Below are 14389 nucleotides of genomic sequence, written 5' to 3'. Positions count from 1 at the left end.
TTATTGCCTGCTTGAAGTTAGTCATATCAGTGTTCAAGTGCTTTTAATCACGCCGTTCCGAAAGCATATAGCCTGACCAGAACCAGGGGTGCGCATGTTCTTTGCGCACTGCCAGTATGGCCTGACGACTGGATTGTGCAATAGAGTGGCCCTGCTGAATGGCCTTGTACAACTGCTCGCTATAAAGACGGGTGGTGGCGTCATCAATCTGCCAGCGAGTGAGGAGTACTCGCCGCGCACCGCTGGCAAACAGCGCGCGCCAGAACCCCATAACCTCCTGCCCGACGGGAATGGTCACATTACCGGAAGAGCAGGCGCTTAGCATCACCAGTTCCGCCTGATGCAGGTTAGTTTGCATCAGATCGGCAGCTTGGAGCAGAAGGATCCCCGGTTGGTCGTTCAAAAAAATAAACGAGGCCATAGGCTGAGTTGGTATAAAAAAGCCGTGTGCGGCGAGATGTATCAGCGATTTCCCTGGCAGCGAATCCAGCACATCGCGCAGTGCTGTCGGGGTCGGTTGCGGCTTATCGGCGCGCGCGGGGAAATACCATGACTTGACCTGTGTTGCTGGAAGTTGCAATACCGTCTGCAGGCTATCCAGTTCTGCATTCGTCGCTTGCAGTGCATCAACGCCTTTTCCCAGCACCTGACGGTATGCTTCCGGCAGTTGAGCAATTTTGCTGGCATCGTGGAGCCCGACGGAAGAGGCAATCAGTACCGCCGACGTGATATGGCTACTGCCTGCTTGCTGCATCAATGATGCGGAAGGCAGCACCGTGATCGCGTACTTTTCGATAAGCGGGCTCAGATCTGCATAGCCCATCTCAAGTTTCATTCGTTCCCACAGCGTGGTGGTGGGTTGAGACAACGCTTCCCAAGGGATACCTTGCAAGACTTTATCGGGAACAATAATCAGACGTTGAGTTTGCTCCGGGATAGAGAGTGGAGCAATAAGTGTCTGGTAAAGATGTTCCAGGTTCTCTTTCAACTCTGGGCTTATCCTGTCGCTTTTGATCATCAATTTGCTGCTTGCGTCGGCTGGCGTGATCAATACCTGTAATCGGTCGATATCGTGAGCCAACACGTCTGGCGCTAGCGGCAGATGTATGGTTCGCGAAGCCTCGCGGGTACTCACCGTCGCGAAGGAGGCCGCCTTGCTGACGTAAAACACTACGAGTGTGTCGCCGGTCTGTAATTTCTGCCGCAGGCTTTCACCACTGGATGCTGCCTGCGCCTGATGTTCGGCGCTCATATACAACTGGCTAAAAACCTGAAAGCGCCATTGTTCCATTTTGGCCAGCAACTCGTCTGTGGTCATGTTTCTCGTTAGCGCTTGCTGGAAATAGGCTTCGGCAATGGTATCTGTGAGAGCGACAAAGTTGATTTTACGGTCTTCACCGGGCAGGTGGCTGCGATGGCGGGTTGCCGCATCGTACGCCTTTTCGATAGTGGCGAAACGCAAGTCTCCGGTTTCATGGTTAGCAATATTTTGCAGGGCGGACACACGGGCAGCCGCATCCGTGGCCTCGCCAGTTAACTCTGCGGTCTTCCAGATTTGCAGTGCCGTTTCGTCGTCACCTGCGGCGGCTGCATTATTGCCAAGAGCCAGCAGCAAGTTTGCCCCGTTTCTGTGCCACCAGCGGGGAGAGGACTGAAATAGGAGTGGCGTGAAAAATCGTGTTGATAGCGCAATATCGCCGTCATCTCTCGCCCACTTTCCGGCCAGGAAAAAGATATCATTCACGTCATCTTGGCTCATTTGGTCACGGGCAAGAATCAGTGCCCGTTGCAGTAACGACATTTTCAGCGCTGGTTCGTTTGTCAGCGAGGCTTGTAATACCAGTGCCGAGCTCCTGATGTCTGACTCAATCAATTCGCGAGCTTGCTGTTTCTCACCGATATCGAGTAAAAACTGGGCGTACTCCTCTTTACCTTCAAAGGGTTCCTTCGTGGCCACCACTCTGCGGTTGGCTTGCCAGGCCCGGGTTAAATCACCCACACCAAAGGCCGCTCTGGCAATGACAGCATTGACCAACCCAGCAGGAATTTTTTGCTGTTCCACCATTATCGTGACGTTCGGGTCATCGATGGTTACCAGCGCCTCCCTGTCGAATCCTGCGTTGAGCAAGGTATCGGCGAGTGTAGCGCGATATTTTGCCAGCAGAAGTGGCTTCCAGCTTGTTTCGGGCAGGGTATCCAGGCGGCGGCTGATGCGTTTATTGACCCGTTCACCACTCAGATAGTCGCTGACCTGATAATACTCTTCCATCAGTGCGCTGACTTCGGCTGTTGCTGCTTCTGCATTCGCTTCATTATCCATGGGGAGTGTGCCGTCTTCAAAATCACGCAATAATTTTTCGCTGTTGCCACGGGAGAATGCCAATGCTGCGGCTTGATTAATGCCGAACATGTCGGAAGTGGCGTCATTGGCTGTTTCGGCAGGATCTGAATAACGGGTTATGAGCACGAAACCATGGTGTTCGGGAGATAAGCGATAAAGGTAAAAGCTGCGCTGCCCTGGGCATTGGTTGCATTGGCTAAGCAGGCGCTCATGATCCATGGCCGACAGCGTGATTTCCGCAATCTTATCCCCATTGATATCCAACGCTTGCAGATTGCCCTGATAAAGAGTTTCGCCACTATTGAAGGCGTAATAGTGCTGCTGTTTAAGATCGACAACGCTGGCGGTCAGGTATTTCGATGATGTGGTATAACCGGCAACAATCAAATCGGGTTCCCCATCGCCGGTCGCGTCGGCAAAAGAGATGCTGGCGCTATGACCCTGAGTCAGAAAAATGCGCGCCTGCTGCTGGTTATCAATCAACAGCAGAAGTTGCTCAGCGGTAGAGAAATTGCCGATATGCAGGATTAGCGCGTTCGGGGTTTGGAAGATCTCTAATGCGTCGATATCCTCGGGTTCTGCTTTGCTATTTTCTGCATCCGGGTCAGGAAAGGCCGCGTGCGCGGCGCTGATAAGGTGCGAGTAAAAGCGCTTGTCGAGGATTTGTTCGGCAATCTGTGATTCGCCGGCCGGCGTAATCGTTTTACTCATTAGACTTTTCAGCGTCGATTGCATCTCTGCCGGGAGCGACAAGAGCGGTAATGCTTGCGCCGCGACTGGGCTACGGAGACCTGTCTCGTCCAGTCCGGGTATTGGCGTGGGTGAGGCGTCAAATATCTGTGTCAGTGGGGGAACCGCTGTTGTTGCGGGCGGCTCTGGACACCGTGTGCCGATAGTTGTTTGCAGGCTACCCTCAGCATCAGTGGAAGAGGGGGCTAAAAAAGGTGATTCGCCTCGGGTTGGCGAAGTGATCAGTAGCCAGAGCAACCCCTGTTGCAGAGGGGGGTTTTGTGCCGATAACCGCCATGGATCACCAACGCAAGAAAATAAAGTATTGCTGGCCTGGCGGGCCAGAGCGATGCCGTCTGCAATGCGCTTGTACTCTGGGGTATTGTCGTTCTCACGGGGGAGCATGCTTTCTGCTTGCTCGAAGAGTGACAGCGATAAGTAGGCTTGTGCCAGCAACGTGCGCAGTGGTGTCGGGAGTTTTTCTGGAATGGAGATATTGGGGATCCTATCGATAAACGTGATGGCTCGTGCTTTGTCGTTATCGACATGAATAAGAGCGAGCTTGGCAAGCAGTTGCGTGTCATTTTCTCGTTGGCCGGAAAGCGCCAACTGGCTGAGCGTTTCTTCCATTGCGATCGTTTTCTGCACCACGGGCCATCCGGCCTCATCGGCGCCATTGAGAACTTGCTGCCAAGTCTGCGTAATAATATCAAGCCACTGCGCTACGCGTGGATCCTTGGTTGAGATGGGGGGTGAAATTTTGAATACATCGTATATGTCGGCAGCCGGTGCGTAGGCATAAATAATTCTTTGTTCTGCTATGGTTAATAACAGCGTAATATCACAGGCGCTCAGCGTTGCCGGATTCACACTATTTAATATTTTCTGGTCGATAGCGCGTGTTTTTTTTAACAGTGCCTCATCTTTGTTCTCACTGGTAATGGCAGGCAGTGTTTGTTGTAATTCAATAAGCAACGAATTAGTTGCGCAGCGAATGTTATTTTCTGCTGCCGCTGCGGTATGATTAAAGACGAAGATAATGAAAAAAAAAGCGTTACGCCATTTCATTTTTTCACCTGCCTGGATTAATAAAGTGTTAGCAGATCTAGCAGAGTACCTTGCTGACGAGTCGGCGGGGCGGATGAGTCCTCCGGCACAGGTCCTCGCGGCGCTAAAGGTGCATCCTGTGGGTGCGACGCTCTGTCGCCCACGGAAAGCAAGCCTGAAATAATTGTCGGGAGAATGACACCAACGACGACGGCGTTCCAGCGCGGATCTGACGTCATACGCCAGGGATAAATTCGGGCAATAATACCTCCAACTACCGCCCAGATAATAAGACCAACACAATGCTGCCAGCTATTAAATATTAGAAGCGGAGCGCTAAAGTTTTTGCTTAAAGCAATAAGTATGCTTGGAAGCAATGAACCAAAAGCACCATAAAGGAAAGTATTCATTCCCTTACTCCTATTAGACGATATTGTTCAGTGAAGTATGGTTGAAAGCTTTTATTTCACAAGACAGCAGGTAGGCTATTTTTTATCCGCCAGATATTTCACAGAAAATAAGTAGGGCAGGAGCTACTTTATTAGCTCACTAACCAAAAAGCCCACTTAAGTTTCCCTAAGCGGGCTTATCTAATAGGGCTCCTCTGACTGGGAACACTATTGTCACTAATTGTCTGATAACTAATAAAAACATCCCGCCTGTCAAGATCACCCAAATGGCCGCCATTGGTTCTGCATCGGCGTTAGGCTCCGCTTGGACTGGCGCTTGCGGCTTTCTCGGCGGCTAGCGCCGGTGCCGGTGCTGCCGGTGAAGCTGTGGTGTCTGATTCAGCCGATATCGACTTTCATGGCGATGTCCCAGCTACCGGCGCCATTCTTGGCCAGGCCGATCATCATCAGGCCGAGCGACTCTAGCGTCTGGGCCATTTGCAGGCCGCCGACATCGAACGGACGCAACCCGAGGCTTTCGAGAAAGGTCGAGACGCGTGCCTTCGCCTGCGCATCGTCGGCTGCGATGAATGTGTCTAGGCGTCCGCCCTTGGCCAGTACGTGGCCGAAGAGGGTATTGAACGCCTTCACGACATGCGCACCGGCGGGGAGGAGCTTGGCGGTCTCCTACGCACCGGAACTGCCGTGAGGAGTGATGAGGCCCGAGAGGCCGGGGGCAACCGAGTTCGTGATGTCGATGATCACCTTGTTGTTGAGCGCTTCGCCAAAGTCGGCCACCACCGCCGCAACGCTGCTGTACGGCACGGCGAGAATGACGATGTCGCCCGCCGGCTTGGCGCCGTACGTCCCTAGGGTCACGCCGGCTGCCAGCTGGTCGGCCAGCGCCTGGGCCTTGGCAGTGTCGCGGCCGATCACCTCAAGGGTATGTCCAGCCTTGGCGGTACGCTTGGCGATAGCCGTGGCCATGCCGCCTGATCCTATGATGCTGATAGTGCTCATATGCAGATTCCTCGTGAGTTGGGGTATTGCCCGCAATCGCTAAACGGGCATTCCCGGTTGATATTTCGTGTGCGTCGAGCCTCTCGCGTCATCCCTGATGCCATCGTCGGGTCGACAAAGTCTTTGCCCGGCCGGGGCAGGGTATTGCGGCATTGTCGTTTGCCAGGTTCGTTGCGACCCGAATCCCTGTTCCAGCTCAATTGGCAGGGAAGTAATGGCCGTTATCCAAATCGGCGAGCAGCCCGGGTTGGGCGGTTTCCCAGCCGAGCGTCTGGCGGGTGATGAGGTTGGACGCCGGGAGGTTCAGCGTGACCAGATTCGCGAGGAACCCAAAGTATCCCGGTAGCATTAGTTCGTCGGTGGGAATGCTCACCGCAGGCAGGCCCAGACGGCTGCCAATGGCCTCGGCGATCTCGCGGAACGGGATGCCCTCGCTCTCGATCCCATGCCAGGTTTTGCCGGCCGGCCCCTTCTCCAGCGCCAGGCGGAACAGCGCGGCGAGGTCGCGGGCATGCACCGCCGGCCACAGGTTTGCGCCGTCTCCAGGGTAGCCGATGACCCCCTTCTCCTTGGCGAGGCCAATCAGCAGCGGGAGGAACCCGGTATTGTCGGTCATGCTGTGCGCGATAGTCGGGATCCGCACGATCGAGGATCGCACGCCGCGCTCCGCAAGGCCGATTACCGCGAGTTCCACGACGTTACGAACCCGCAGGGAGCCCTTGTACGCATCGCCGCCGGGGAGGGCCGGGTCTTCTTCGGTCGCCGGTCGGTCGAGGAAGCTGGCGCCGGGCGCCGCCCAGCCCAGGTTCGTGGGCGAGCCAATGCTCCCCGAAACGACCAGCGGTTTTCCGGTTCCGGCCAATGCCTCGCCGTACGCGAGCATGATCTGGAGTTCCGCTGCGGCCACGGCGTCAATACCGCCGACGGGAAGCAGGTCTTGCCTGTGCGCGACGTGAATGACGCCATCGGACGCCGCCGCAGCCGCCTTGAGCCCATCCAGATCGGAAATATCCCCGCGACGCACTTTGGCGCCGAGTGCGGACACCGCAGCGGCGGACTTATCCGACCTGGCCAGGCCGGTGACCTCGTGGCCGGCGGCGATAAGCTCGGGGATGATGTACGAGCCGATATGGCCGGTCCCGCCAGTGACTAAAACGTGCATGATATTTTCCTTTTAGGTGCGATATGAGTGGTGGTGTCGTGCGCTCAACCGAGAAGGCTGACGCCGATCGAGAAGTTGGTGTGCCTGACGGAGTGGGTCATGAGGCCCAGACACAGCATGCAGGCGTGCTCCAGCGTCCGCGCCATGAACAGTGGCCCGGTATCCAGCGGGCGCAGCCCGAGGCTTTCGATGAACGCCGAGACGTGTGCCTTCGCCTGCGCGTTATCCCCGGCGATGAACACGTCCAGCAACTGACCTTTGACTGAACCCACGGCCAGCACGTGGGAAAACTGGGTGTTGAATGCCTTGACGATATCCGCATCGGCAGGGGCGGCCTTGGCGATCTCCAGCGCGCCGAAACTGTCTTCAGGTGTCAGGAAGCCCGAGAAGTCGGGTTTGATGGGGTTGGTGATGTCGATAAGAAGCTTGCCCGCCAGCTTTTCGCCGTACTGCTTCAGCACGTCGAGAACGGCGGAGTAGGGAACCGCCAGGATGACGATGTCCCCGGCCGGGGTGGCGCCGAAGGTTCCTGTCGTTGCACCGGTTCCGATCTTTTCGGCCAGTGCCCGCGCCTTGGCCGCATCGCGACTCATTACCTCGACGAGGTGCCCGGCCCTGGCGGCAAGACCGCCGATCGCTGCCGCCATGCCGCCGGAGCCGATGATGCTGATAGTGCTCATGTGCAATTTCCTTACGGATAGGGGGTTAATCATTCATGGATTGCAGGGGCGATCCCACAACCGGACTCAACGTACAGGTCATGCTAGTCTTGTCACTTTCAATAAACAAGTAAAATTACTTGTAAAAAACAAGTAAGAAAAGGAGAGGGGTTTGCTTGCGATAGACAAGCGATGTAAGATCTCGCCATGAAAACGACGAATAAAGAAATTCGGTCCCATTGCGCGGTAAATTACGGCGTGGAGATCTTCGGCGACCGGTGGTCGCTCTTGATCATTCGCGACATCGTTTTTACCGGTAAGAAGACCTATGGCGAGTTTATGAAATCGGAAGAGGGCATTGCGACCAATGTCCTGGCTTCCCGGCTTGCCTTTCTTGAGCAGCAGGGGATTCTTGCAAGGGCACCCAGCCCCGACGACGGGCGCAAGGATTTATACACTCTGACCGAGAAAGGCCTCGACCTCATTCCTGTCATGCTTAACATCGTCCTTTGGAGCGCGAAGCACGATTCGAAGTCGTACGTGCTGCACCGCAAGGAGTGGGTTGATCGACTAAGCCGAAACCCCGTGGAAGTGAGCGAAGAGGTGAAGGCGCTGGTTCGCAATGGCGGATGCATGTTTCCCGCCGGTAAGGAATGAGCAAGACGACAAGCGTGCCCTGTCACGCGTAGAACGAACAACGTGAAAGTGACGATGGGGAGCCTGCCATCAGGCTTTCGAGCCGAAACGCTAAGCTGAAAAACATGTCACTTTTCCCCCAAACGGAAAAGCAAAAAGCCCGCTCAGGCAAACCTGAGCGGGCTTTTCTAATTTGGCTCCTTTGACTGGGAACGCCTTTGCCTGTAACTGCTGATAAACAAACCGAACCTGAACTCTCTTCCGGTCAAGACCACCAATAGCAGCATCTTCAGGACACATGACTGAAGCTATTGAAAATGCGACCCAGCACAGGACGCAAAGGGATTTATAAGCGATAGCGAGCTAGCTGAGCTCAATCCCGTATAACAAAGTAATAGTTTCCCGGCTGCCCTGATTATGAGTTTCGACCCCATTATTCTGTCGGAGCACAGGGGCTGCAGTCTGTCACGCTTCTAATATTTTTCCGCTTTTCGCAGTGAGTTCAACCGATGGACGCTACTCAAACACGATGTGTAAAACCCGAACCAATTTTCAATTCTGCGATTTTCACAAATTACCGGAATGATGCAGGGAACAGGCATCGTTCCCTTTTAATTTCATATCAGCGTTTATTCAGGCCCGGCTGAGAGCCCTCGAACGATGCGGGTTCTTTTTCCCACCGGTTAATGACCAGTGGAGCAACAACGTTTCCCAGCACGTTGAGGGTCGTCGTACCGCTGTCGATAATACGGAATATCCCGGCTATCAGGGCAACGGCGTCAAGCGGTAATCCCGCAGACGCCAGAGTGGCGGAGAGGATCAGAATGGCGAACCCCGGCACACCGGCTGCTCCTTTCGACGTTAGCACCATTGTGACAACTAAAATGACCTGCTGCATCAGCGTCAGGTCAATACCGTAAAGCTGAGCCACAAATATGGTCGCCACACCGAGAAATATCGACGCACCGTCAAGATTAAAAGCATATCCCACGGGCACCACAAAGCTGACGATCCGCCCCGGTACGCCATAGCGTTCAAGCTTGTACATCAGCTGTGGCATCACCGCTGCAGAAGCAGCGCTTGAGAATGCCAGCACCAGTTCCTGACGAAAATGTTTTATCAGCTTAAAGACGTTTTCCCCGATCAGCGCGCAGATACCGCCCAGCACGATCAGGGCGAATAAAACCAGACCCAGATAAACGGTGCCTACAAGCTTGAGCAGCGGCAGAAGGGAAGCGAAACCAAAAGTGGACACGGTGGCACCAATCATGCCGAAGACGCCAACCGGCGCGTAGGCCATGACAATGGACACCACCCTGAACATGCCATCTGATACGCTTTGGAGAACGCTGAGGATCGGGGCCGTTTTATCCCTGGGAAGGCCATTGAGCGCCAGGCCAAACAGCACGGCAAAGAACAAAACTGACAGCAGTTTGCCCTCGGAGAGCGCAACAAACAGGTTATCAGGAACGATATTCTGAAGAATAATCAGTGCGCCCCGCGCCGGTTCCATTTTCATGTGTCCGTCGCCGTGCACCATTCCCTGAATACTGGTGCCTTCGCCTGGGGAAATAAGGTTAGCCAGCACCAGTCCAAAGATGGTGGCCAGCCCCGTGACGATAAAGAAGTAACCGAGCGCTTTCGCGCCCATTCGTCCGAACGACTTGTTGTCACCGCTTCCGGTTATGCCCAGGATCATGCAACAGAAGACAATAGGCACCACGACCATTTTCATCATTTTGATGAAAATATCGCCCAGCGGTTTAAGGATTTCGTGGCTGACCCACTGCTGATACTCAGGGTGCGTATTAAAATACCATCCCACAATTATTCCAAGTACAAGTCCAATAACTATCTGCCAGACCAGTGTTATTTTTTTCATTACGCCCTCAGTTTAAACAGGGGCAACTTCTGCCCGAAAAAGGCAGAAGCCACGCTTAAAAAATTCGGGTGAAGGAGATGTATGGCACGGCCTGAGGCCGTGCCGGGTAATCATTTTGCGAAAAGCTGACTCATATCCTTGAACGCTTTGAACTCAAGCGCGTTGCCACAGGGATCGAATAAAAACATGGTGGCCTGCTCTCCGACCTGTCCCTTAAAGCGGATGTAAGGTTCGATGACAAATTTGGTGTTAAATGATCTGAGGCGTTCTGCAAGTGCCTCCCATTCCTCCCACTTCAGGATGATGCCAAAGTGCGGGACGGGTACGTCATGACCGTCGACGGAATTGGAATGCACGCTCTCCTGCGATGCGGTTTTAGGATGTTCGTGAATGACCAGCTGATGACCGTAAAAGTCAAAGTCAACCCACTGTTCGCTCGAACGGCCTTCACTCAGGCCGAAGGTCTCGCCGTAAAAACGACGTGTTGCTTTCAGATCATAGACAGGGATCGCCAGATGGAAGGGGGAAAGGCTCATTTATGCATCCTCAGTAAGAAGATCCGCCTGCTTGCGGCAAGATCGATAATTTAGGGGAGGTGTAATGTTCAATGCACAGCCGGGTTTCAGTACTTTCCCGCATTAACATTACCGTCACAAATGAGCTTATGGATAATTTAATTTGATTAAAATCAATTTTTATCTTTATATATAACAAATAATATTTGTGTATCGTGAGCGCGATGATCCGTGAACTGAAAACGTTTCTGATGGTGGCAAAGGAAGGGACCTTTGCGGCGGCTGGCAATAAAATTGGTCTGACGCAGGCGGCCGTCAGCGCTCAGATGCAGAGGCTGGAGGCCGACTTAAACTTCCCGTTGTTTGACCGGTCGGGGAGAAACGCACGTCTGAACCAGAAAGGGCTGCAACTGATTTCCCAGGCTCAGGAACTCCTCTCTCTGTATGACGGGCTGGGTGAGCGACTGAATTTGGCTACCCCCGGTAAGACCATCACGATAGGCGCAATTGCCTCTATACAGCGTACGCTGCTTCCGGATGCGCTGACGGCGTTTTGCAGACACAGCGCCGGCTGCCGTATCCGCGTTATACCGGGCCTGTCGATGGAACTGATTAACCTTGTGGACGCCGGTGAAATAGATATGGCCGCGGTGCTGAAACCCCCGTTTGCGCTGCCGACAGGGCTGCAGTGGAGTGCGCTGGCACATGAACCTTTTCACCTCATCGTGCCGAAAAATGTGGCAGGTAACGATATTGCCGCTCTGCTGAGCGACCAGCCTTTTATCCGCTACGATCGTTCGTCCTTCGGTGGACGCCAGGTTGATCGCTTTCTTCGCGAAATGAACCTCTCGGTCAACGAAATCTGCGAGGTGGACGAGCTGGAGGCCATCCTCAAGCTCGTCAGTAATGGCATGGGGGTTGCTCTGCTGCCCCGGACAGCCAACTGGCGGCGCTGGCCGGCCTCCGTCAGGGCCATCGGTCTGAATGAGAAGGTTTTTTACCGGGACGTTGGGCTTATTCATCGCCCGCTTGAAAACCTTGACGATAACGTCAGGCGGATCTCCGAGCAGATTATCCTGCAGGCGGGGCGGTAAACCCGACCGGCAACAGCGTGAGACTCAGCCCTGCGGCTCTCCGGGCATTTGCAGCGGCGCGTCCGGCACGTCCAGCGGATCGCCGGTAGTGTAAAAGTGGCCGCCCGCGATATAGTGCAGACTTCGCCAGTCCGCCGCTCCCCGTTCAAATTGCCAGTGTCCGTCCTTAAAAGCGCGACTGTCAGCCCAGGCCGCTTTTATTTCTCCGATGAATAAATCATAGGCCTGCTGGTTATGTGCTTCAGGGATGAGTTCGCAATACAGCCACGCGGCACATCCTGAAACCAGTGGCACATCCACGCCTGACAGTTCAAACAGCGACACCCCGGACTGCGCGAGTTTATCCGCTTCACAGGACAGTGAATGTGAACCGAGGTAGTGCACGAGCGACGCCTGGGCTGCCACCGGGACCTGAATAACAAAGGAACGGCTTTTTTCAATCAACCCGCGGGTGAATGCAGTCTTGTCCAGCACGACGGTCAGCCGCGCCGGTTCGTAATCCAGGGCGCAGACCCATGACGCCGCCATGACGTTGTCCGCTCCGTTATGGCGCGCAGAGACCAGCGTTGCCGGTCCATGATTTATCAGCCTGTAGGCCTTTGCTGGCTCTACGGGCACAATGTGGTCAAGCATTTCCGGGCTCCGTTAAGACGTTACAGGTTTTCAAGGTAGGCAGCGAGGCTGCGGTGGCCTGACGCTATCAGCTCCAGAACGCTCGCCTCCATCGCCTGTACCTCGTTGCGGGACCGGGCTTCAAAACTCGCCTGCCAGGCAATGACCGTTTCGTCGCTATCGCTCAGAGGAATGAGGCTGACCGTTGCCACATAGCCATCTACGGCCAGCGGGGCTTCAATAAAGCGATATGAGAAGGCACGCTTATCTTCATCCAGCATGAGCAGTTGTTCGCGCAGGACATCGCCGTTTTCAAGTACCAGTCGGCGCCTGCAGCCCGGACGACCGTCGGGCTGATTGTCTTCGATTTCGCTGCTGTGGATGGCCGGGTGCCAGTCGCTGATACGGCCAAACTTGCTGAGTGTTTGCCAGACGCGGCCAGCATCGGTTTTAACCGCGGCATTAAAGTTAACTACTGACATAATGGTTCCTTCTTATCATTCATCTTATGAAAATCATTTTTTAAGGCTTATTTCACCCGCAGAAACAATGCTGATGCCCTGTCGGGGAGTGATAACGGCCCTGAGCAGGTGGCTGGCTATGTCTCCAGCCGGGCTAAGCCGCCAGCTACCTGGCAGAAGCGGCGAGAAAAGCGTGAGCGCGAGCTTCAGCGCCGTTTCTCCCGGGCGGGTTTCAGTCCGGGCACCGGCAATAACCCCGGGACGGACGAGCGTCAGTGAGGTGAACTGTTCGCGCATCAGCGCTTCTTCAAGTTCACCCTTCACCCGGTTATAAAAAAAGCGGGAGGCCGTATTCGCACCGGTCGCCGACGTCAGCGCGAACGCTGAGGCGCCGCCATTACGCGCCAGCCGGGCAAACGTCAGCGGATAGTCGTAATCAACCCGCCGGAATGCCTCGCGGCTGCCGGCCTTGCCGATGGTGGTTCCGAGCGCGCAAATAACCGCGTCAACGCGCCATTCCGGGGCGTCAGCGTCTGGCGCATCGAAGTCGATCAGGGGATTTATGAGCCGTGTTCGCCCGGCCAGGCCACACCCGAGTGGTTTTCTCGTGGGCGCAATCACGGTACCGATATGCGGGCTGGCCATAGCCTGATGCAGGGCATGACTGCCCACGAGGCCGGTTGCGCCGAGCAACAGCAGCCGCATTTCCGGACCTGAAACCGGCGACTTTTCCATTTCAGCGTCCTGCCATTTGCTGTATCGCTTCCCGGACCGGTACCTCACCGTCGGTCAGCTCAATGATGAGGCGGCTGACCCGGGGCTGCCCGATAATTTCAGCCAGCGCGGCCGCCACGTTATCCCGGGTAACCTCACCGTAAGGAATGGCCAGCCCCGTACGGACAAATCCCGATCCTTTGTCGTCCCGCAACAGGCCGGGCCGCAGAATGACCCAGTCCAAAGCGCTTTCGGCCAGCACTACCTCGGCCTGCTTTTTAACCCGCATGTAGTTTTCAAAAGATGCAGAGGTGGTTTCACCCCTCGAGGCCTCCGGAAATGCCGAAACCAGCAGAAAGCGCGAAATTCCGGCCAGCGCTGCCGCCTCTGCTGCGGTCTTCAGACCTTCGCCGTCAACGGCATTTGTCATTTCCGGACCGCCTTTGCCTCCGGCACCGGCCGAAAATACCACCACATCACAGCCTTTCATGACCGTCGCAAGGGCTTCGGCATCAAGCTCCGTCAGGCTCCCACTGACGGGCTTCGCTCCTTGCAGGCGGATAAACTGGGCCTGCTCCGGCAAACGGTGAAGCGCATGAACAGCCTGTCCTTTGTCAGCAAGAATTTTAGACAGGCGTAGGCCCACCTTGCCTGCACCTCCGATAATGAAAACTGCACTCATGGATAACTCCTTTGCGTTACCTGTTTTCTGCAGAAAATCGCCGGCAGTCAGCTCTTAAACTGGTGATAGACTTTCGCAATGACCTGCCAGCGGCCGTCGATTAGGATAAGGGTCAGGTAGTCGTTGTAGTCGGCACCGATAGCATCCTTTTCCATGTCCACACGCACCACCGCCGTGGTCGGGGTGATGGCCAGCACATCCAGATGCGTTACGATCTCCGGCGCGCTGCCGTTTTCGCGAACGAATTTATAGAGGTTGTCGACAGATCCTCCCAGCAGTTCACCGTCTGTAAATCCGTACATGACGGCATGCTTATGAAACGCTTCTGCCACCGTTTCTGCACAGCCTTTTCTCAGACCATCAACGTAACGACGCGCGGTGTCGAGTACGGCCTCATAGGCAGAGGTGGGGACGATTTTGATATTTTCGCTCATGTTTTTTCCTCG

General features: G+C 55.0%; 15 protein-coding genes. 2 read left to right on the top strand and 13 right to left on the bottom strand.

The features are described 5' to 3' along the window. Nucleotides 1-43: 43 nt before the first annotated feature. The 6 genes from ACTJJ1_RS10205 to ACTJJ1_RS10180 all read right to left on the bottom strand — a co-directional run bounded on the left by ACTJJ1_RS10205 (nt 44) and on the right by ACTJJ1_RS10180 (nt 7368). Nucleotides 44-4138: a CHAT domain-containing protein gene (locus ACTJJ1_RS10205; protein ID WP_440833443.1), complete on the bottom strand. Its 4095-nt coding sequence runs from the start codon at nt 4136-4138 to the stop codon at nt 44-46. 17 nt (nt 4139-4155) lie between these two features. Further along, complete coding sequence (locus tag ACTJJ1_RS10200) at nt 4156-4527, bottom strand: hypothetical protein (RefSeq protein ID WP_147150481.1); 372 nt, start codon at nt 4525-4527, stop codon at nt 4156-4158. Nucleotides 4528-4905: 378 nt separating this feature from the next. After that, nucleotides 4906-5157, bottom strand: a complete 252-nt coding sequence (locus ACTJJ1_RS10195; RefSeq protein ID WP_440833441.1) for a hypothetical protein — start codon at nt 5155-5157, stop codon at nt 4906-4908. Between the two features lie 36 nt (nt 5158-5193). Further along, nucleotides 5194-5562 (bottom strand): NAD(P)-binding domain-containing protein, encoded by a 369-nt coding sequence (locus tag ACTJJ1_RS10190; protein WP_440833439.1) that lies wholly within the window; start codon nt 5560-5562, stop codon nt 5194-5196. Nucleotides 5563-5722: 160 nt separating this feature from the next. Then, entirely contained in the window at nt 5723-6688 is a 966-nt protein-coding gene (locus ACTJJ1_RS10185; RefSeq protein WP_004946592.1) for an SDR family oxidoreductase, read from the bottom strand. A gap of 44 nt (nt 6689-6732) precedes the next feature. Beyond that, nucleotides 6733-7368 (bottom strand): NADPH-dependent F420 reductase, encoded by a 636-nt coding sequence (locus ACTJJ1_RS10180; protein ID WP_440833436.1) that lies wholly within the window; start codon nt 7366-7368, stop codon nt 6733-6735. 186 nt (nt 7369-7554) lie between these two features. On the opposite strand from ACTJJ1_RS10180, the gene ACTJJ1_RS10175 reads away from it, so the two are divergent. After that, the gene (locus ACTJJ1_RS10175; protein ID WP_004946587.1) at nt 7555-8004 is read left to right on the top strand and encodes a winged helix-turn-helix transcriptional regulator; all 450 of its coding nucleotides are present in this window, start codon (nt 7555-7557) and stop codon (nt 8002-8004) included. Nucleotides 8005-8605: 601 nt separating this feature from the next. On the opposite strand, the gene ACTJJ1_RS10170 is transcribed toward ACTJJ1_RS10175, so the two are convergent. Both ACTJJ1_RS10170 and ACTJJ1_RS10165 read right to left on the bottom strand, forming a co-directional pair. Then, nucleotides 8606-9865, bottom strand: a complete 1260-nt coding sequence (locus ACTJJ1_RS10170) for a cation:dicarboxylate symporter family transporter (protein WP_440833434.1) — start codon at nt 9863-9865, stop codon at nt 8606-8608. A 110-nt stretch (nt 9866-9975) separates the two neighbouring features. Beyond that, nucleotides 9976-10401, bottom strand: a complete 426-nt coding sequence (locus ACTJJ1_RS10165) for a VOC family protein (protein ID WP_004946583.1) — start codon at nt 10399-10401, stop codon at nt 9976-9978. A gap of 203 nt (nt 10402-10604) precedes the next feature. On the opposite strand from ACTJJ1_RS10165, the gene ACTJJ1_RS10160 reads away from it, so the two are divergent. Next, nucleotides 10605-11474, top strand: coding sequence for a LysR substrate-binding domain-containing protein (locus ACTJJ1_RS10160; protein ID WP_004946581.1), 870 nt, complete (start codon nt 10605-10607; stop codon nt 11472-11474). Between the two features lie 24 nt (nt 11475-11498). Here ACTJJ1_RS10160 and ACTJJ1_RS10155 read toward each other — a convergent pair whose 3' ends face one another. From ACTJJ1_RS10155 to ACTJJ1_RS10135, 5 genes are read right to left on the bottom strand one after another with little or no spacing between them, the layout of a single operon-like run. Further along, nucleotides 11499-12107, bottom strand: coding sequence for a flavin reductase family protein (locus ACTJJ1_RS10155; RefSeq protein ID WP_440833431.1), 609 nt, complete (start codon nt 12105-12107; stop codon nt 11499-11501). Between the two features lie 20 nt (nt 12108-12127). Continuing rightward, a complete protein-coding gene (locus tag ACTJJ1_RS10150; RefSeq protein ID WP_440833429.1) occupies nt 12128-12568 on the bottom strand; it encodes an SRPBCC family protein in 441 nt (146 codons plus the stop codon). 33 nt (nt 12569-12601) lie between these two features. Then, nucleotides 12602-13282, bottom strand: a complete 681-nt coding sequence (locus tag ACTJJ1_RS10145) for an NAD-dependent dehydratase (RefSeq protein ID WP_252978608.1) — start codon at nt 13280-13282, stop codon at nt 12602-12604. 1 nt (nt 13283) lies between these two features. Then, nucleotides 13284-13943, bottom strand: coding sequence for an NAD(P)H-binding protein (locus tag ACTJJ1_RS10140; protein ID WP_440833426.1), 660 nt, complete (start codon nt 13941-13943; stop codon nt 13284-13286). 47 nt (nt 13944-13990) lie between these two features. Next, complete coding sequence (locus tag ACTJJ1_RS10135) at nt 13991-14377, bottom strand: nuclear transport factor 2 family protein (protein ID WP_004946573.1); 387 nt, start codon at nt 14375-14377, stop codon at nt 13991-13993. Nucleotides 14378-14389: the final 12 nt, after the last annotated feature.

This window comes from Serratia sp. 22264, from assembly GCF_052045345.1.
Classification (GTDB): Bacteria; Pseudomonadota; Gammaproteobacteria; order Enterobacterales; family Enterobacteriaceae; genus Serratia; species Serratia plymuthica.
The sequence above is the reverse complement of the archived record's forward strand: the minus strand, read 5'-3'. Positions and strand labels throughout refer to the sequence as shown.

Excerpts from the sequence above, each read along its gene's own strand:
- ACTJJ1_RS10180 (WP_440833436.1), bottom strand. The coding sequence starts at position 7,368 with ATGAGCACTATCAGCATCATCGGCTCCGGCGGCATGGCGGCAGCGATC.
- ACTJJ1_RS10165 (WP_004946583.1), bottom strand. The coding sequence starts at position 10,401 with ATGAGCCTTTCCCCCTTCCATCTGGCGATCCCTGTCTATGATCTGAAA.
- ACTJJ1_RS10200 (WP_147150481.1), bottom strand. The coding sequence starts at position 4,527 with ATGAATACTTTCCTTTATGGTGCTTTTGGTTCATTGCTTCCAAGCATA.
- ACTJJ1_RS10150 (WP_440833429.1), bottom strand. The coding sequence starts at position 12,568 with ATGTCAGTAGTTAACTTTAATGCCGCGGTTAAAACCGATGCTGGCCGC.
- ACTJJ1_RS10175 (WP_004946587.1), top strand. The coding sequence starts at position 7,555 with ATGAAAACGACGAATAAAGAAATTCGGTCCCATTGCGCGGTAAATTAC.
- ACTJJ1_RS10170 (WP_440833434.1), bottom strand. The coding sequence starts at position 9,865 with ATGAAAAAAATAACACTGGTCTGGCAGATAGTTATTGGACTTGTACTT.
- ACTJJ1_RS10140 (WP_440833426.1), bottom strand. The coding sequence starts at position 13,943 with ATGAGTGCAGTTTTCATTATCGGAGGTGCAGGCAAGGTGGGCCTACGC.
- ACTJJ1_RS10185 (WP_004946592.1), bottom strand. The coding sequence starts at position 6,688 with ATGCACGTTTTAGTCACTGGCGGGACCGGCCATATCGGCTCGTACATC.
- ACTJJ1_RS10155 (WP_440833431.1), bottom strand. The coding sequence starts at position 12,107 with ATGCTTGACCACATTGTGCCCGTAGAGCCAGCAAAGGCCTACAGGCTG.
- ACTJJ1_RS10205 (WP_440833443.1), bottom strand. The coding sequence starts at position 4,138 with ATGAAATGGCGTAACGCTTTTTTTTTCATTATCTTCGTCTTTAATCAT.
- ACTJJ1_RS10160 (WP_004946581.1), top strand. The coding sequence starts at position 10,605 with ATGATCCGTGAACTGAAAACGTTTCTGATGGTGGCAAAGGAAGGGACC.
- ACTJJ1_RS10135 (WP_004946573.1), bottom strand. The coding sequence starts at position 14,377 with ATGAGCGAAAATATCAAAATCGTCCCCACCTCTGCCTATGAGGCCGTA.
- ACTJJ1_RS10145 (WP_252978608.1), bottom strand. The coding sequence starts at position 13,282 with ATGGAAAAGTCGCCGGTTTCAGGTCCGGAAATGCGGCTGCTGTTGCTC.